At 40.4% G+C, this 17,266-nt stretch carries 17 protein-coding genes; 14 read left to right on the forward strand and 3 right to left on the reverse strand.

The features are described 5' to 3' along the window. Positions 1-60 precede the first annotated feature (60 nt). Positions 61-591: a ferredoxin domain-containing protein gene (locus ISX59_RS02215; protein ID WP_220575612.1), complete on the reverse strand. Its 531-nt coding sequence runs from the start codon at positions 589-591 to the stop codon at positions 61-63. 94 nt (positions 592-685) lie between these two features. On the opposite strand from ISX59_RS02215, the gene ISX59_RS02220 reads away from it, so the two are divergent. From ISX59_RS02220 to ISX59_RS02230, 4 genes are all read left to right on the forward strand, one after another. Beyond that, entirely contained in the window at positions 686-1,306 is a 621-nt protein-coding gene (locus tag ISX59_RS02220; RefSeq protein ID WP_220575613.1) for an ATP-binding cassette domain-containing protein, read from the forward strand. 4 nt (positions 1,307-1,310) lie between these two features. After that, positions 1,311-2,105, forward strand: coding sequence for an ABC transporter permease (locus ISX59_RS02225; RefSeq protein WP_005777835.1), 795 nt, complete (start codon positions 1,311-1,313; stop codon positions 2,103-2,105). Between the two features lie 6 nt (positions 2,106-2,111). After that, a complete protein-coding gene (locus tag ISX59_RS21105) occupies positions 2,112-2,393 on the forward strand; it encodes a hypothetical protein (protein WP_005777836.1) in 282 nt (93 codons plus the stop codon). 74 nt (positions 2,394-2,467) lie between these two features. Beyond that, positions 2,468-2,851 carry a VOC family protein gene (locus tag ISX59_RS02230; RefSeq protein ID WP_220575614.1) on the forward strand — a complete coding sequence of 128 codons (384 nt, stop codon included), beginning with the start codon at positions 2,468-2,470 and terminating at the stop codon, positions 2,849-2,851. Here the strand turns inward: ISX59_RS02230 and ISX59_RS02235 are convergent. Next, on the reverse strand, positions 2,844-3,257 hold the full coding sequence (locus ISX59_RS02235) for a DUF4891 domain-containing protein (RefSeq protein WP_005806231.1): 414 nt from the start codon (positions 3,255-3,257) through the stop codon (positions 2,844-2,846). The two genes, ISX59_RS02230 and ISX59_RS02235, sit on opposite strands and share 8 nt — an antisense overlap. Before the next feature lie 105 nt (positions 3,258-3,362). Between ISX59_RS02235 and ISX59_RS02240 the strand changes: the two genes are divergently transcribed. From ISX59_RS02240 to ISX59_RS02260, 5 genes are all read left to right on the forward strand, one after another. Then, the gene (locus ISX59_RS02240) at positions 3,363-4,457 is read left to right on the forward strand and encodes a Nif3-like dinuclear metal center hexameric protein (protein ID WP_220575615.1); all 1,095 of its coding nucleotides are present in this window, start codon (positions 3,363-3,365) and stop codon (positions 4,455-4,457) included. Between the two features lie 5 nt (positions 4,458-4,462). Continuing rightward, positions 4,463-5,287, forward strand: coding sequence for a zinc ribbon domain-containing protein (locus ISX59_RS02245; protein WP_005777840.1), 825 nt, complete (start codon positions 4,463-4,465; stop codon positions 5,285-5,287). A gap of 239 nt (positions 5,288-5,526) precedes the next feature. Beyond that, the gene (locus ISX59_RS02250) at positions 5,527-6,933 is read left to right on the forward strand and encodes an efflux transporter outer membrane subunit (RefSeq protein WP_005806235.1); all 1,407 of its coding nucleotides are present in this window, start codon (positions 5,527-5,529) and stop codon (positions 6,931-6,933) included. An 18-nt stretch (positions 6,934-6,951) separates the two neighbouring features. Continuing rightward, positions 6,952-8,091: an efflux RND transporter periplasmic adaptor subunit gene (locus ISX59_RS02255; protein WP_005820339.1), complete on the forward strand. Its 1,140-nt coding sequence runs from the start codon at positions 6,952-6,954 to the stop codon at positions 8,089-8,091. A gap of 4 nt (positions 8,092-8,095) precedes the next feature. Beyond that, positions 8,096-11,218 (forward strand): efflux RND transporter permease subunit, encoded by a 3,123-nt coding sequence (locus ISX59_RS02260; RefSeq protein ID WP_220575616.1) that lies wholly within the window; start codon positions 8,096-8,098, stop codon positions 11,216-11,218. Positions 11,219-11,496: 278 nt separating this feature from the next. On the opposite strand, the gene ISX59_RS02265 is transcribed toward ISX59_RS02260, so the two are convergent. Further along, positions 11,497-11,946 (reverse strand): type I restriction enzyme HsdR N-terminal domain-containing protein, encoded by a 450-nt coding sequence (locus ISX59_RS02265; protein ID WP_005777844.1) that lies wholly within the window; start codon positions 11,944-11,946, stop codon positions 11,497-11,499. 64 nt (positions 11,947-12,010) lie between these two features. On the opposite strand from ISX59_RS02265, the gene ISX59_RS02270 reads away from it, so the two are divergent. The 5 genes from ISX59_RS02270 to ISX59_RS02290 all read left to right on the forward strand — a co-directional run bounded on the left by ISX59_RS02270 (position 12,011) and on the right by ISX59_RS02290 (position 17,239). Further along, positions 12,011-12,787 (forward strand): AMP nucleosidase, encoded by a 777-nt coding sequence (locus tag ISX59_RS02270; protein ID WP_032544117.1) that lies wholly within the window; start codon positions 12,011-12,013, stop codon positions 12,785-12,787. Positions 12,788-12,805: 18 nt separating this feature from the next. Beyond that, positions 12,806-13,825 carry a DNA polymerase III subunit delta gene (gene holA, locus ISX59_RS02275; RefSeq protein WP_005777846.1) on the forward strand — a complete coding sequence of 340 codons (1,020 nt, stop codon included), beginning with the start codon at positions 12,806-12,808 and terminating at the stop codon, positions 13,823-13,825. Positions 13,826-15,038: 1,213 nt separating this feature from the next. Continuing rightward, the gene (locus ISX59_RS02280) at positions 15,039-15,494 is read left to right on the forward strand and encodes a helix-turn-helix transcriptional regulator (RefSeq protein ID WP_005806250.1); all 456 of its coding nucleotides are present in this window, start codon (positions 15,039-15,041) and stop codon (positions 15,492-15,494) included. Positions 15,495-15,563: 69 nt separating this feature from the next. Continuing rightward, a complete protein-coding gene (locus ISX59_RS02285; RefSeq protein WP_032529693.1) occupies positions 15,564-16,340 on the forward strand; it encodes a dihydroorotate dehydrogenase electron transfer subunit in 777 nt (258 codons plus the stop codon). Then, positions 16,328-17,239, forward strand: coding sequence for a dihydroorotate dehydrogenase (locus tag ISX59_RS02290; protein WP_005820340.1), 912 nt, complete (start codon positions 16,328-16,330; stop codon positions 17,237-17,239). The genes ISX59_RS02285 and ISX59_RS02290 overlap by 13 nt, the downstream gene beginning before the upstream one ends. Positions 17,240-17,266: the final 27 nt, after the last annotated feature.

Genomic DNA, 17,266 nt, shown 5'->3' on the forward strand with positions numbered 1-17,266 from the left:
TTGAAGAATAGGATACGGATAACAAGTGGATACATCTTTGAATGCCACTTGCTATCTATGTTATTTATTAGACTTACGATCAAAAAATGGATTCTTGGAAGAAGCACTAACCGGAATAGCCATTACTTGGCGACACCCCTTCAACCAGTCAAGACGTTGGGCAGCCAATCCGGCCGAAAACATTACACGGGTGTCTACCCGCAGATCAGCAGCTGTAGCACATGCCGAACCAACAGCAATACCCACATCAATACTATTCAATGCACAAGGCACACCTTCGGCACGCCCCGCACAAGTAGCATAACCGCAATGCCCACAATTCAGTCCCTGTGCTTGCTCCCGTGTACCTATTAACAGAATACATTCAGCCTGGAGAATATTATCTGCATCTCGCAAGAAAAATTTCATTCCCATCTCTTCGAACATAACTTTCAATGTGTCCGAAAGTAACTGTATTTCTTTACCGGTGACAACTGCAGTTTCTATGATATCAATTCCTTTCCCTTTAGGGGCGGTACGTGCAGCAGTCATCATCTGCCGTGCCACATTCAATATATGCTCGTGGCGACTATCTCGTTCGTTCAGTATCATATCTTGTCCATTAATTAGTGATACAAAGATAAAAGAAATCCCGCACATATTATGAATTTTCACTAACTTTGCAAGATAGATTTAAAGATACACAATGTTACAAATAGACAATGCATGCATTGCTTTCGGGGAGGATATTCTTTTTTCTGAGTTTTGTATGCAGCTTAAAAAAGGCGAAACAGCTTGTATAACAGGAGAATCCGGACGTGGAAAGACTTCTCTGCTCAACGCAATCATGGGATTCGTTCTTTTACGGAAAGGCCGAATCAAAGTAGGGGATATTTTACTTGAACCTGCCACCATTGATATTATACGCCGACATATAGCTTGGATTCCACAAGAGTTAGCGCTTCCCTCCGAATGGGTAAAAGAAATGATAGCACTACCTTTTGCACTAAAAGCCAACCGACATATCTCTTTTTCTGAGGAAAAACTCTTCACTTATTTTGATGAATTAGGTCTGGACAAGGACTTATACCAGAAGCGGGTAGGAGAAATATCCGGTGGACAACGCCAACGCATTATGATAGCAGCGGCAGCTATGCTGGAAAAGCCTTTGATTATTGTAGACGAACCGACATCTGCATTGGATTCCGGTTCTACAGATAAAGTTTTAGCTTTTCTACGTAACCAGACAACAAAAGGAACAGCTATACTTGCCGTTTCACATGACCGGGCATTCGCCTACGGATGTAACCAGCTAATCACATTATAGTTATATGGGAACTATCGATATATCTTATTTCAACCTACTCGTAGGACTACTACTATTGGCAATCCCGCTTTTCTATCTGTGGAAATTCAAGACCGGATTACTGAAAGCCACCCTGATAGGGACGGGGCGCATGATTATACAGCTCTTCCTGATAGGCATGTACCTCAAATACCTGTTCCTGTGGAACAATCCATGGATTAATTTTCTTTGGGTTATCATCATGATTTTTGTAGCCGGACAAACCGCCTTAATGCGCACCGGGCTAAAACGTGAAGTACTTTTGATCCCTATATCCGTTGGATTTCTGTGTAGTGTTGTTCTGGTTGGCATGTATTTCATAGGCATTGTATTGCAACTGGACAACGTCTTCAGCGCTCAATATTTTATCCCCATCTTCGGGATCTTAATGGGAAATATGTTATCAAGCAATGTCATTGCATTGAATACATATTACAGCGGATTGAAACGGGAGCAACAATTGTACTGTTATCTGCTCGGCAATGGCGCCACCCGCCAGGAAGCACAGGCACCATTTATACGGCAAGCTATTATAAAATCCTTCAGTCCACTGATTGCCAACATCTCAGTAATGGGATTAGTAGCACTCCCAGGTACTATGATCGGACAGATTCTGGGAGGAAGCAGCCCGAATGTCGCCATCAAATACCAAATGATGATTATGGTCATTACTTTTACGGCTTCCATGCTATCACTAATGATCACCATCTCACTGGCCTCCCGTAAATCATTCGATGAATATGGCCGTATGTTACAAATAACCAAAGAATCCCTTAAATAAGTAACCATGACACTAACCGACTCCGTTTTACAATTAATAAGCGAAATACATATTCCGGGATTCTTCATTACCACAGATTTTCTGCAAACTGGAGAATTTCTCCCCCAAGGAATAGATTTTTTTTTAAAAGAAAAGCATGCGAAGATAATTCAAGGTGCCAACGGAAGAAAATTCATTTATCAACAATCCGGCTGGCGCATAGCATTCACATTCTATCCAACCGATCGGGTAGTCGATGAAAAATATGCAATGAAAAACAAAATGATAAAGAAACGATATGATTATTGATGTAAATCAAATCATTACTATCAATATTTGCCTATATTTGCGAACATTAATAATTAAACAATACTACAAAGAATATGCACATCAGTCACATTGCTATCTGGAGTACCCATTTAGAAGAGCTAAAAAATTTCTATATTACTTATTTCAACGGAACAAGCCATGAAAAGTATATCAATCCTAAAAAGGGATTTGAATCTTATTTTGTCAGTTTTGACCAAGGATTCGCTTCCCTGGAAATTATGCAACGACAAGACATTACTACCCCGGCATTAAAAGATAGCCTCGGATTGGCCCATTTCTCCTTTTCTACCGGTAGTAAAGAAGCTGTATTGGAACTCACCGAACGTCTACGCAAGGATGGCTTTACGATCGCAAGTGAGCCACGGACTACAGGAGACGGCTATTTCGAAAGTGTAATCCTGGATCCTGAAGGAAATATTGTAGAAATCACTATTTGACACGCTTAGCAAGTGCAGGTATGTAGCGAAGTTGCACATATTGCTCGCCAGGATTAATATACCGATTGTCCATCAGTATCTTCTTAACTTTAAAATCTTTCAGCCGGTAACGAATATATCGTTGTGCATTTGCAGGCTGTACTTCCACAAAGGACTGAAGGGCAATCGTCCCATCAGTCCGAATAATAACTTTAGCCTTGGCCGTACGAAAAGAAAGAGCATCGTCCTTTTTCATTTCTTTCATATGGTATTTATCGATCCAGAAAATAGCCGTTGCCTTGGAAAGGCTATCTACTGTTTCTTGCAATCCATTTTCCTCTTCAGTAGCAGATATAGGAGTTTCTTTATGCTGTTGACATGAAATGATAAAAAAGAGAGAAAAAAATAATAATAGAATTGCCTTCATCGGTTTGTGCTTTTATAAATTTGGAGGTAAATATATTAAAAAATCAATAAAAGCAAGGTAAAGTATTGGCTTTTTCTTATCTTTGCAACAAATTTTCTACTGATAATGAAAATTAAAGAAATTGTAAGCGCCCTTGAACGGTTCGCGCCTCTGCCATTGCAAGACGGATTTGATAATGCCGGCCTGCAAATCGGACTGACAGATGCGGAAACAACAGGGGCTTTGTTGTGTCTTGACGTTACCGAAGCTGTGCTTGACGAAGCTATCGCGTCCGGCTGTAATCTTGTTATATCCCATCATCCCCTTATTTTTAAAGGTTATAAATCGATTACCGGTAAAGATTATGTTGAACGTTGCATCTTAAAAGCAATCAAAAACGACATCGTCATTTATTCGGCCCATACCAATCTTGACAATGCTCCGGGGGGAGTGAACTATAAAATAGCTGAGAAAATAGGATTAAAAGATGTACACATACTTGAACCCAAAGAGAACTGCCTGATAAAGTTAGTCACATTCGTCCCGACCACACAAGCCGAAGAGGTCCGTAATGCTTTATTCACTGCCGGATGTGGATATATAGGCGACTATGACTCATGCAGCTACAACACAGAAGGCGAGGGAACTTTCCGTGCACAGGAAGGAAGTAAACCTTTTTGTGGAAATATAGGAGAACTTCATCATGAAGCGGAAGTACGGATTGAAACCATCCTGCCGGAATATAAGAAAAGAGAGGTTATCCGTACGTTACTATTGACACATCCCTATGAAGAACCGGCATACGACTTATATCCTCTTTACAATAGTTGGGCACAGATCGGAGCAGGAATCATCGGAGAACTGGAAGAAGCTGAATCGGAGCTTGAATTCCTGAAGCGTATAAAGAAGACATTTGAAGTAGGGTGTTTGAAACATAACAAACTAACAGGCCGCCTGATTCAGAAAGTTGCCCTCTGTGGAGGGGCAGGAGCTTTCCTTATTCCACAAGCTATAGGTAGCGGAGCTGATGTTTTTATCACAGGTGAAATTAAATATCATGACTACTTTGGTCGTGAAACAGACATTTTACTTGCAGAAATAGGACATTACGAAAGCGAACAATACACAAAAGAAATTTTTTATTCCATAATACGGGATTTATTTCCTAATTTTGCACTCCAATTTAGTAAGGTTAACACGAATCCCATTAAATATTTATAAGTAAAATGGCAAGAGAAGCTAAAAATGAACCGAAAGAGTTGACAGTGGAACAAAAGTTGAAAGCTTTGTTTCAGCTGCAAACAACATTATCTAAAATTGACGAAATTAAAACGTTAAGAGGTGAACTTCCATTGGAAGTGCAAGACCTTGAGGACGAAATTGCCGGTCTGAGTACACGTATCGATAAGATCAAGGCGGAAGTAGACGAACTCAAATCAGCTATCGCCGGTAAGAGAGTGGAAATTGAAGCAGCCAAAGCTTCGGTTGAGAAATATAAATCACAGCAAGACAATGTTCGTAACAATCGCGAATATGACTTCCTGACAAAAGAAATCGAATTCCAGTCCCTGGAAATAGAGCTTTGCGAAAAAAGAATCAAAGAATTCACTGCAGAAGAGCAGGAAAAATCTGAAGAAATAGAGAAAAATACCAAAGCACTGGAGGAACGCCAGAAAGACCTTGACCAGAAAAAGAATGAGCTGGACGAGATCATCGAGGAAACTAAACAAGAGGAAGAAAAATTGAGAGATAAAGCTAAAGATCTTGAAACAAAAATAGAGCCTCGCTTACTCCAGTCTTTCAAACGTATCCGCAAGAATTCACGTAACGGATTGGGTATTGTTTACGTACAGCGTGATGCATGCGGTGGTTGTTTTAATAAAATTCCGCCTCAGAGACAGTTGGATATCCGTTCACGTAAGAAAATTATCGTTTGCGAATATTGCGGACGCATCATGATCGACCCGGAACTGGCAGGTGTGGAGATAGAACACAAAGTAGAAGAAGCACCCGTTACAACCAAAAGAGCTATCAGAAGAAAAGCTGAATAAAGCCTTGCATTGATATTCTGATGGTCCGATTTTAAAAGTTCGGAATTCATCATATTTAAAACCCGTAATTTTACTATAGCCCGATTGTGAGCATAGTAAAGTTACGGGTTTATTCATTAATATCCGTTTCTTCAATAAAAAAAAGTATATTCCCTTTAAGCATAGTGATTCTCTTATAGGCAGGATAAACAAATATTTCTTTTCGTTGTTATGTTTTCATTTCTAAATAACCTAAACTTATGAAACTACGAATAGGAAATATCATGTTCTTGCTGTTTCTTTCGTCCGTAGCCTTTCCACAGGCTACGAACCGCTATCTGGACAAACCTTTGCCACAAGAATGGGAAGAAGATGCACAAATTTTTCAGCAAGTATTGCCGGTGGATGACCAATGGTGGAAAGCTTTTCAGGATCCGGTTCTCGATTCTCTTATTTCCGTTGCGGTCAAACAAAACTACTCGATACTGACCGCTATTGACCGTATCAATATGGCAAAAGCCAACCTGAGGATGGAACGTGGAAACTTTTTTCCAACGATCGGACTGAATGCCGGATGGACTCGTCAACAAAGTAGTGGCAATACCAGTGAATTGCCTCAATCCACTCAGCATTATTACGATGCCTCGCTGAATATGAGTTGGGAATTAGACCTCTTCGGAAGCATCCGTAACCGTGTAAAAGCTCAGAAAGAAAACTTTGCTGCCAGCAAAGAAGAGTACACCGGCACAATGGTATCACTCTGCGCCCAAGTAGCCTCAGCATACATCAACCTGCGGGAGCTGCAACAAGAATTGGCAGTAATACAAAAGAACTGCGCATCGCAGGAAGCCGTATTGAAAATCACAGAAGTGAGATACAATACCGGACTCGTTTCTAAATTGGACGTAGCGCAAGCTAAATCTGTGTTTTTCAGCACAAAAGCCTCTATCCCCCAAATTGAATCGGGTATCAATCAATACATTACTACCCTTGCTATACTATTAGGCACTTATCCTCAGGAGATACGTCCCACATTAGAGTCTCCAGGAATATTACCTGACTATATGGAACCAATTGGAGTAGGACTTCCGGCCGACTTACTGCTTCGTCGTCCGGACATCCGTAGTGCAGAACGAAGTGTGAATGCTCAAGCGGCTTTAGTGGGGGCATCCAAATCGGACTGGCTGCCTCAGATTTTTCTAAAAGGTTCGCTTGGTTATACTGCTAAGGACCTGAAAGATCTGACCCATCATAAGAGCATGACCTATGAAATAGCACCGGCACTAAGCTGGACACTTTTTAAAGGGACTCAATTGGTAAATGCCACCAAACTGGCTAAAGCACAATTAGACGAAGCTATCAACCAGTTTAATCAGACTGTATTGACTGCCGTACAAGAGACAGACAATGCCATGAATGCTTACCGGAACTCCATCAAGCAAATAGTAGCTCTACGCGAAGTGCGTAATCAAGGACAAGAAACCTTGACACTCTCACTGGAACTCTATAAACAAGGATTAACCCCATTCCAGAATGTACTGGATGCACAACGCTCGCTACTCAGTTATGAGAACCAACTGGTCCAAGCAAGAGGATATTCCTTGCTCCAGCTGATAGCCATGTACCAAGCCCTGGGAGGCGGATGGTCCGGAAACCTAAATGATTAACTATAAAGACCTATCATAATGAAAAAACTAATGTATATTTTTCTCATCTTTCCTTTGGTAATGACCGGATGTAAAGGAAAAAAAGAAGCCGGAAGAGGAGAGATGCCTACTCCGGAAATCAGTGTGGCATATCCACTCGTACAAAACATTACCCTGACAAAAGATTATCCGGGATATCTGACTACCGAACAAACCGTAAATCTGGTAGCCCGGGTCAACGGCACCCTGCAATCCGCCTCATTCACACCGGGGACTCGTGTAAAGCAGGGGCAACTCCTGTTCGTTATCGAACCTACTATCTACAAAGATAATGTAACACAGGCTGAAGCGCAATTGAAAACTGCGCTTGCACAACTGGAATATGCCCGCAATAACTATACCCGAATGAAAGAAGCTTTGAAAAGTGATGCAGTCAGTCGTATACAGGTTTTACAGGCAGAATCAAACGTTGCCGAAGCCACCGCTGCTGTTAGCAATGCTGAAGCCACCCTGAATACCGCACGTACCAATCTGGGATACTGCTACATCCGTGCTCCTTTCAATGGAACAATCAGCCGCTCACTTTACGATGTAGGAAGCTATATCAGCGGAGCCGGACAACCTGTCACTTTGGCCACGATCTATAAAGACGACCGAATGTATACCTACTTTAATGTAGCAGACAACCAATGGCTATCCATGCTACTTTCACAAACCGGTAAGGAGAAAGAACTTCCCAAAAATGTTATCGTACGCTTGGGAGAAAACGGTACACAAAACTATCCGGCTACACTGGATTACTTATCGCCCAATGTGGACCTGGGTACAGGAACACTTAACGTACGCGCCAACCTCGATAATCCGAAAGGGGTTCTGAAAAGCGGACTATACGTCAGCATTACATTGCCATATGCCGAAGCGAAGCAAGCATTGCTCGTACCAGAAGCCTCTATTGGAACAGACCAGTTAGGAAAATACCTATATATTGTAAATGATTCGAATGTTGTACGCTATCGCCACATCGAGCCGGGACAGCTGGTTAACGATACGTTACGTCAAATTAAAAGCGGGCTTTCGGCTAAAGAGCAATACGTCACAACGGCATTAATGAAAGTGCGTGACGGCATGAAAATCAAGCCAATATCAGTCAATCACGAGTCACAAACCTCTAATCATTAAGTGCATGTTTTCAAAGTTCTTTATCAATCGGCCTATATTTGCCACGGTACTGGCATTGATTATCGTGGTGGCGGGATTGGTAACATTAAATATATTGCCTGTCGCACAGTTTCCGGAGATTACTCCACCTACAGTACAGGTGTCTGCTTTCTATCCGGGAGCAAATGCTGAAACTGTAGCTCAAACTGTCGGCATCCCCATTGAACAGCAAGTGAACGGAGTAGACGGTATGCTTTACATGAGTTCCACCGCATCCAGTTCGGGTGCCTATTCACTGACTATTACCTTTGCCGTAGGCACAGATATCGACATGGCTACCGTACAGGTACAGAACCGGGTAAGTGTAGCGCAATCTTCACTGCCGGAACCAGTTGTAGTCCAGGGAGTAACTGTACAGAAACAATCGTCCAACATCGTGATGTTTCTCACAATGCAGGCAAAAGACTCTGTATACGACGGACTATATCTTACGAATTATGCACAACTAAATCTGGTAGATCAATTAACACGAGTACCGGGTGTAGGAGCTGTCAATGTAATGGGGGCAGGAAACTACAGTATGCGTGTCTGGCTCGATCCGGAAGCAATGCGTATCCGTAATCTCTCTCCTGCGCAAGTTTATCAAGCTATCCAGTCACAAAACATTGAAGTCAGTGCCGGCTATATCGGACAACCTATTGGAAAAAATAATAATAACGCCTACCAGTATACGTTGAATGTACAGGGACGGCTGACATCTCCCGAAGAGTTCGGTAACATCATTATCCGAACCGGAGAAGGAGGGAAAATGCTCCGACTAAAAGATATAGCACGCATCGACCTTGGCAGTTCCTCGTACAATGTTGTCTCTAAACTAAAAGGACATCCCACTGCTGCCATTGCTATTTATCAACAACCGGGTTCAAACTCGCTTGATGTTTCCAAAGGAGTCAAAGCTAAGATGCAGGAGCTTGCACAAAACTTCCCGGCAGGCGTCAGCTATAATGTGACATTGGATACAACCGATGTCATCAATGCATCTATCGATGAAGTATTGGTAACTTTCCTGGAAACCACCTTACTGGTAGTACTTGTTATTTTCCTGTTCCTGCAAAACTGGCGGGCTGTTATCATCCCATGTATCACCATCCCTGTATCACTGATTGGTACTTTGGCAGTAATGGCTACTCTTGGATTCTCAATCAATACTTTAACTCTGTTTGGATTAATACTTGCCGTAGCGATAGTGGTAGACGATGCAATAGTAGTGGTAGAAAATGCTTCCCGATTATTGGAAACGGGACAGTATTCTCCTAAAGATGCCGTCACCAAAGCAATGGGAGAGATCACCGGCCCAATTGTCGGGGTTGTACTGGTATTGCTGGCTGTTTTCATACCAACTACATTGATCAGTGGCATCTCCGGACAGCTTTACAAACAGTTTGCCTTGACCATTGCCGCTTCTACTGTATTGAGTGGCATTAACTCGTTGACACTGACCCCTGCATTATGTGCCTTGTTTTTGGAACATAACAAGCCATCCAATTTTTTCATATACAAAGGATTCAACAAAGTATATGACAAGACACAGAATCTCTATGACCGCATTGTAAAAGGATTACTCATTCGTCCGGGACTTGCACTGATCTCTTATGGGATCATTACAGCGATAGCTGTCATTCTGTTCATGAAATGGCCTTCAACTTTCGTGCCCGATGAAGATGACGGGTACTTTATCGCTGTCATCCAATTACCACCGGCATCCAGCCTCGAACGCACACAAGCTGTCGGACAAAAAGTAAACCGAATTTTAGACAGTTATCCGGAAGTAAAAGACTACATTGGTATCAGTGGCTTTTCTATTATGGGAGGTGGCGAACAATCAAATACAGGTACCTATTTTGTTGTACTGAAAAACTGGGATGAACGGAAAGGAAAGGGACACACTGCTGCAGCTGTAGTACAGCGTTTCAATGAAATGGCTTACGGCATTCAGGAAGCGCAGATATTTGCGATGGTGCCTCCGGCCATTCCCGGCTTAGGAGCCTCGGGAGGTCTACAGTTACAACTGGAAGATCGTAACAATCTGGGACCGACAGAAATGCAGAGAGCTATCGAAACTTTGATGGCTACCTATCACACACAACCGGCCCTTGCATCCATATCCAGTATGTACCAGGCCAATGTGCCACAATACTTCCTGAATATTGACCGTGATAAAGTCCAATTTATGGGTATCCAGTTGGACAATGTATTCTCTACGCTAAGTTATTACATGGGGGCAGCCTATGTCAACGACTTTGTTCAGTTCGGACGCATCTATCAGGTAAAAATAGAAGCCGGGGAACAGGCACAGAAAGTGATCGATGATGTATTGAAGCTCAGTGTCCCCAACGCCGCGGGAAATATGGTACCATTTTCTTCTTTTACAAAAGTTGAAGAACGTCTGGGTATGGACCAGATAAGCCGCTACAATATGTATTCAACAGCTTCCATAACCTGCAACGTAGCCTCAGGAAGTAGTTCAGGTGAGGGAATACAACAGATGGAGAATCTCATAAAAGAGCAACTGGGCAATGAATTCGGTTACGAATGGACTTCAGTAGCTTACCAGGAAACGCAGGCAGGAAACACAACGACCATTGTATTCATTATGGCACTATTGGTAGCATTTCTGGTGTTGGCAGCCCAATACGAAAGCTGGACAAGCCCGTTATCAGCTATCATGGGACTACCAATGGCTCTGTTGGGCGCCATGATAGGCTGCTTCGTCATGGGTACCCCAGTGAGCATCTACACTCAGATTGGAATTATTTTGCTGATTGCCCTTTCAGCTAAAAATGGAATTCTGATTGTAGAATTCGCACGCGATTTCCGTGCCGAAGGCAACTCCATACGTGACGCTGCCTATGAAGCCGGACACGTTCGTTTACGCCCGATCCTTATGACTTCTTTCGCCTTTGTGTTAGGAGTAATGCCATTGCTGTTCGCTACCGGAGCCGGGGCACAAAGCCGCATTGCTCTTGGGGCAGCTGTTGTCTTTGGTATGGCACTGAATACATTGCTGGCAACCGTATATATCCCCAATTTTTATGAATTGATGCAGAAATTCCAAGAAAACGTCTTGGATCGGAAGAAAAAGAAATAGTTCTCTATATCACTATCTCTATTGTAAAAAACGTCCTTTTCATTTCACAGTCTATTGTCACCGAGCCGAATCTCGGATGACAATAGACTTTTTCTTATACTTATCACAAAAACAATTAAGTGCTTTCATGCTTATTCCATAAAAATAGGAATATGTTGAGTTATTAGGTAATAGTTCTGATTATAAACAAATTATGAAGACAATAATCTGTCATTACGATATTAACTTCCTAAAGATAAATCAATAAAGGTCCGAATTCACTGTTAACATTGTTAATTTTACAAGATAGCATAATCCGGAATATCAGCCAGAAATGAATAACTTTGAGTATCATAATTCATCCGGCAGCAATAGTGTTGCATACCATTACTGACAACCAGATAATCAACCTTCAAAACCATATTATAACGAGTAATCTGATCAAAAACAGCTTGTGTGATCTCAATGTGGGGAGCTTTATATTCAACAATCATTCTGGCAGTAAGATCACGCTTATAAAGCACTGTGTCACATCGTTTCTTGGTTCCATTCAAGTTCAACAGCACCTCATTGGCCATCAGAGACGACGGATATCCTTTATAGACAATAAGAAAGTGTACAAAGTGCTGACGGACCCATTCCTCGGGGGTCAACGCGACATAACGACGGCGAATCACATCGAAAATAACATTTTTTCCATTTCGAGTGGCGATTTTAGTGTCAAATACTGGTAGGTTTAACGATAACATTTACTATTTTTGTAAGTTAAATAATGGCTTCCTGTTATTGGAAGCACAAATTTAATGGAATCTTATGAAAACAAAGCAAGAAATCGTAGCTAATTGGCTGCCCCGTTACACCAAACGTAATCTGGAAGACTTTGGAGAGTACATCCTGTTGACTAACTTCAACAAGTATGTAGAAATATTTGCGGAAAAATTTAATGTTCCCATCTTTGGCAGAGATGCCAATATGATATCTGCCAGTGCAGAAGGGATTACAATCATCAACTTCGGCATGGGAAGTCCCAATGCAGCCATTATCATGGATCTGTTAAGCGCCATTTCTCCCAAAGCTTGTCTGTTTCTGGGCAAATGTGGAGGAATTGATAAAAAGAACAAAATAGGTGATCTGATCCTGCCAATTGCCGCTATCCGGGGAGAAGGTACCTCAAACGACTATTTTCCACCCGAAGTTCCATCGTTACCGGCATTTATGTTACAACGTGCCGTATCATCGGCCATCCGCGACTATGCACGCGATTACTGGACAGGAACCGTCTACACAACCAACCGCCGTATATGGGAACATGATGACGCCTTTAAGGAATACCTGAAGAAAACTCGTGCAATGGCAGTCGACATGGAAACAGCAACCTTATTCAGTTGTGGTTTTGCCAATCATATTCCGACCGGTGCTTTGCTGCTTGTATCCGACCAGCCTATGATTCCGGAAGGAGTGAAAACCGATAAAAGCGATAATATAGTTACTAAAAACTATGTAGAGGAACATGTAGAGATAGGTATTGCTTCATTACGAATGATTATTGACGAAAAGAAAACTGTAAAACACTTGAAATTCGACTGGTAACGCCACACCAACATTTATATGGCAAAACAAGAACTGACTTGCGACGATATCCTCAAAGAATTGAGGGCCAAACAATATCGCCCCATCTATTATTTGATGGGAGAAGAATCTTATTATATCGACTTGATAGCCGATTATATCACCGACAATGTATTGACGGATACAGAAAAAGAGTTTAACCTTACTGTGGTTTATGGCGCGGATGTGGATGTAGCAACCGTAATTAATGCCGCTAAACGTTATCCGATGATGTCCGAACATCAGGTTGTAATAGTAAAAGAAGCACAAGCTATACGCAATATAGAAGAGTTATCTTATTATCTGCAAAAGCCATTAAATTCAACTATCTTAGTCATTTGTCATAAGCATGGCACTTTGGATCGTAGAAAAAAATTAGCTGCAGAAGTTGAAAAAGCAGGTGTCCTATTCGAATCTAAAAAGATAAAAGAAGCGCAACTACCTGCATTTATCAGTTCGTACATGAAACGTAAAGGCATAGATATGGAACCCAAAGCCACTGCGATGTTGGCCGATTTTGTAGGGACTGATCTCAGCCGTCTAACAGGCGAACTGGAAAAGCTAATTATTACATTACCCAGTGGTCAAAAACGTGTCACACCTGAACAGATAGAGAAAAACATAGGAATTAGCAAAGACTATAATAACTTTGAATTGCGTAGTGCACTGGTTGAGAAAGATATACTCAAAGCTAATAAAATAATAAAATACTTTGAGGAAAATCCTAAAACAAACCCGATACAGATGACACTTTCTTTACTATTTAATTTCTACTCAAATCTTATGTTAGCGTACTATGCACCGGATAAATCAGAGCAAGGAGTAGCCACAATGTTAGGACTAAAAACCCCATGGCAAGCTCGCGATTATCTGGCAGCAATGCGAAAATACAGTGGAGTAAAAACAATGCAAATTGTAGGAGAAATACGATATGCAGATGCTAAATCGAAAGGTGTGGGCAATGGTTCAATTAGTGATGGAGACATCCTCCGCGAGTTGGTCTTCAAGATTCTTCATTAAAAACAATCCACTTTAAATCTACTCCCTATATGCATATATTTTGCCGGTATAAAATATGTGTATGGGGAGTAAATATATCCTCATAATCCGAAATATACTTTCCTATAATTATCCACTTTATTCTTCACATCAATTTTACACTCTTTTCCCTGTCTCTACCATACATATAAAACTTAAATATAGTATTCTGTTTCTTCTAAAAGAAAACAGATTTTGCATGGGGCGAATAAGTATACTCCCAATAGAACAATATAAAAATCAACAAAAAGAAGATAACATATCCCATATAATAAAATTGTGATTATACTGATTCCTATCAATCATCTATATGGGTGTGATATGGTGCTAATGCTTCATCATAATGCTATCTAAAGTAGTATAAATTATATCATAATGCTATTTCTCTATGTATAGATTCATTTTTCTAGAATATAAAAAAAAATATATATCAAAAAACAAGCATATTCTTCTATATATCAAATAATTAGGTAATATTTGACTTCCTCAGAATCGAATAATTTCATTTGGATAACCAACCATACGGAAATAACGCAAAAATTTGGCATTATAGCCTAAATGTAAGGTATGATGACACGCTATTCTTTATATCTATATCCAATAGGCATAAAGACAAAAGCAACTCCCATGCTATTTGTTGCATATATAACGATACAATATGACAATTGTGAATAAGGACTATAGCCCTTATATGGATTTACAAAAGTAATAATATCATTTTTGTATAGCAAATAAATATAGCACAAATGTAAATAGACGACATTACATATGTGTATTTACATTTGTAGATGTAATAGGGGAGTAGTTAACATTTCCTTTTTTACATGCTAATGACAGAATAATCAATAAGAAAAAAAATATATATCAATCAAATATTCAACTAATGCATGAAAATATGGACACATTTGTAATAAACAAGCAACACAAGATAAAATGCATAGATACATATTGCAATAAATCAATATATTATAATATCTATATAAAGTAATACTTTATATATTGTTACGACTGTATAGGCAATACAAACAGAATTAAAGAGGAAGTCCTATCTTGCGTTTACAATAGTAAAATATGAATTATGTATTTGTAATTTGCTTTTGTGATTTTTATTTTTTACTTTTGTGCATTAGTAAATGTGTCATTTACTTTTGTGAATTAATATATAAGTCATACATTTGTAAAACCTTCAAAGGATATGGAAATAAAAGATAGGATTAAAATGATCATGGAAAAAGAGAATATGGCTTCCGGTGCTTTCGCTGAAAGCATAGGTATCCAACAATCCACTCTCTCGCACATTTTGAATGGCCGCAACAATCCCAGTTTAGATGTTATCATGAAAGTACATCAAAAATATAATTATGTAAATTTGGAATGGTTATTATATGGGCACGGCAATATGTCGGAAGAAACCATTCAACCGACTTCCGATTTTCAGCCTTCTTTATTTGCTGAGAATGCTATAATTCCGTCCAATGAGACGATGGCTCCGGAAAATCGCAGAGAAATAGCGTTAGAAAGCCCCGAAACATCCCATAAAGAGATTGTAAAACAGGAAATTAGATATATAGAAAAGCCTTCCAGAAAAATCACTGAAATAAGAATTTTCTTCGATGATAATACATACGAGACATTCAGAGGAGAAAAATAAGACAGATAAATCACTGTTTGCACAATTTCCCGTATCTTTGCAACACGAATACGAATTTACTCACAATACATGAAAAAATTTATTTTAGATCTGACAGTAACTGAGAATCTCAGATTGCATTCTAATTATGTTCTGCTGAAATTGACATCTCAGTCCGTCCTCCCGGATATGCTACCGGGACAGTTTGCGGAAATTCGGGTGGATGGTTCACCTACCACCTTCCTGCGCCGCCCTATCTCTATTAACTATGTAGACAGACAACGTAACGAAGTATGGTTTCTGATTCAACTCATCGGTGATGGAACAAAACGCCTTGCACAAGCCACTCAAGGAGATATAATAAATGTAGTACTCCCGCTTGGAAGTAGTTTCACAATGCCTAAAGCACCTTCTGACAAGTTACTATTAGTAGGTGGAGGTGTAGGGACAGCTCCTATGCTTTATTTAGGCGAGCAGCTCTTCAAAAGCGGTAGCAAACCAACATTCCTTTTAGGAGCACGTAGCGACAAAGATCTGCTCCAACTGGAAGAGTTTACCACTTACGGAGAGGTTTACACCACAACAGAAGATGGTAGTTATGGCGAAAAAGGATATGTCACTCAACATTCTATATTAAATAAAATAAACTTCGAACAGATATATACATGCGGTCCCAAGCCCATGATGATGGCAGTAGCCAAATATGCCAAAGCTAATCATATCAATTGTGAAGTATCATTGGAAAATACAATGGCATGTGGCATAGGTGCATGTCTTTGTTGTGTTGAGAATACTACAGAAGGGCATTTGTGCGTTTGTAAAGAAGGTCCGGTTTTTAATATAAATAAACTATTATGGCAGATTTAAGTGTAAATATTGGTAAACTACAAATGAAGAACCCCGTAATGACAGCATCGGGTACATTTGGATATGGTGAAGAGTTTGCAGATTTTATTGATATAACGCGAATAGGCGGTATCATTGTGAAGGGTACTACTCTTCACAAGCGTGAAGGTAACCCATATCCGCGCATGGCTGAAACTCCTTCCGGAATGTTAAACGCTGTAGGACTGCAAAATAAGGGTGTGAAATATTTTTCTGATCACATATATCCCCGTATTAAGGACATTCAAACCCATATGATTGTGAATGTTTCCGGATCGGCTATTGAAGACTATGTAAAAACGGCAGAGATTATTAATGAACTTGACAAAATTCCTGCTATCGAACTAAACATCTCATGTCCTAATGTAAAACAAGGAGGTATGGCTTTTGGAGTAACAACTAAAGGAGTATCAGAAGTTGTTCAGGCAGTTCGTTCTGCTTACAAAAAGACACTTATCGTTAAGCTTTCCCCCAATGTTACCGATATAGCCGAAATGGCACGGGCAGCTGAAGCTAATGGTGCCGATAGTGTATCATTAATTAATACATTACTGGGAATGGCTATTGATGCTGAACGCAGACGTCCCATACTTTCAACCGTAACCGGAGGTATGTCGGGAGCAGCTGTAAAACCAATAGCATTACGGATGGTATGGCAGGTTGCTAAAGCGGTAAATATTCCAGTCATAGGATTAGGAGGTATCATGAACTGGAAAGATGCCGTCGAGTTCATGCTTGCAGGGGCTTCAGCTGTACAGATTGGTACAGCAAATTTCATAGATCCGGCTATCACCATCAAAGTAATGGATGGTATAAATGATTACCTGGAAAGACATGGATGCAAGTCCGTTTCTGAAATTATAGGTGCACTTGAGGTATAGTAACAAACAGATAATAGCCCTTCGTCA

This window comes from Bacteroides sp. FSHCM14E1, from assembly GCF_019633785.1.
Taxonomy (GTDB): Bacteria; Bacteroidota; Bacteroidia; order Bacteroidales; family Bacteroidaceae; genus Bacteroides; species Bacteroides hominis.

What these genes read in the sequence shown, in the direction of transcription:
- ISX59_RS02225 (WP_005777835.1), top strand. Translation starts at nt 1,311, where the DNA reads ATGGGAACTATCGATATATCTTATTTCAACCTACTCGTAGGACTACTA.
- ISX59_RS02240 (WP_220575615.1), top strand. Translation starts at nt 3,363, where the DNA reads ATGAAAATTAAAGAAATTGTAAGCGCCCTTGAACGGTTCGCGCCTCTG.
- holA (WP_005777846.1), top strand. Translation starts at nt 12,806, where the DNA reads ATGGCAAAACAAGAACTGACTTGCGACGATATCCTCAAAGAATTGAGG.
- ISX59_RS21105 (WP_005777836.1), top strand. Translation starts at nt 2,112, where the DNA reads ATGACACTAACCGACTCCGTTTTACAATTAATAAGCGAAATACATATT.
- ISX59_RS02270 (WP_032544117.1), top strand. Translation starts at nt 12,011, where the DNA reads ATGAAAACAAAGCAAGAAATCGTAGCTAATTGGCTGCCCCGTTACACC.
- ISX59_RS02245 (WP_005777840.1), top strand. Translation starts at nt 4,463, where the DNA reads ATGGCAAGAGAAGCTAAAAATGAACCGAAAGAGTTGACAGTGGAACAA.
- ISX59_RS02290 (WP_005820340.1), top strand. Translation starts at nt 16,328, where the DNA reads ATGGCAGATTTAAGTGTAAATATTGGTAAACTACAAATGAAGAACCCC.
- ISX59_RS02280 (WP_005806250.1), top strand. Translation starts at nt 15,039, where the DNA reads ATGGAAATAAAAGATAGGATTAAAATGATCATGGAAAAAGAGAATATG.
- ISX59_RS02215 (WP_220575612.1), bottom strand. Translation starts at nt 591, where the DNA reads ATGATACTGAACGAACGAGATAGTCGCCACGAGCATATATTGAATGTG.
- ISX59_RS02220 (WP_220575613.1), top strand. Translation starts at nt 686, where the DNA reads ATGTTACAAATAGACAATGCATGCATTGCTTTCGGGGAGGATATTCTT.
- ISX59_RS02255 (WP_005820339.1), top strand. Translation starts at nt 6,952, where the DNA reads ATGAAAAAACTAATGTATATTTTTCTCATCTTTCCTTTGGTAATGACC.
- ISX59_RS02265 (WP_005777844.1), bottom strand. Translation starts at nt 11,946, where the DNA reads ATGTTATCGTTAAACCTACCAGTATTTGACACTAAAATCGCCACTCGA.
- ISX59_RS02285 (WP_032529693.1), top strand. Translation starts at nt 15,564, where the DNA reads ATGAAAAAATTTATTTTAGATCTGACAGTAACTGAGAATCTCAGATTG.
- ISX59_RS02250 (WP_005806235.1), top strand. Translation starts at nt 5,527, where the DNA reads ATGAAACTACGAATAGGAAATATCATGTTCTTGCTGTTTCTTTCGTCC.
- ISX59_RS02260 (WP_220575616.1), top strand. Translation starts at nt 8,096, where the DNA reads ATGTTTTCAAAGTTCTTTATCAATCGGCCTATATTTGCCACGGTACTG.
- ISX59_RS02235 (WP_005806231.1), bottom strand. Translation starts at nt 3,257, where the DNA reads ATGAAGGCAATTCTATTATTATTTTTTTCTCTCTTTTTTATCATTTCA.
- ISX59_RS02230 (WP_220575614.1), top strand. Translation starts at nt 2,468, where the DNA reads ATGCACATCAGTCACATTGCTATCTGGAGTACCCATTTAGAAGAGCTA.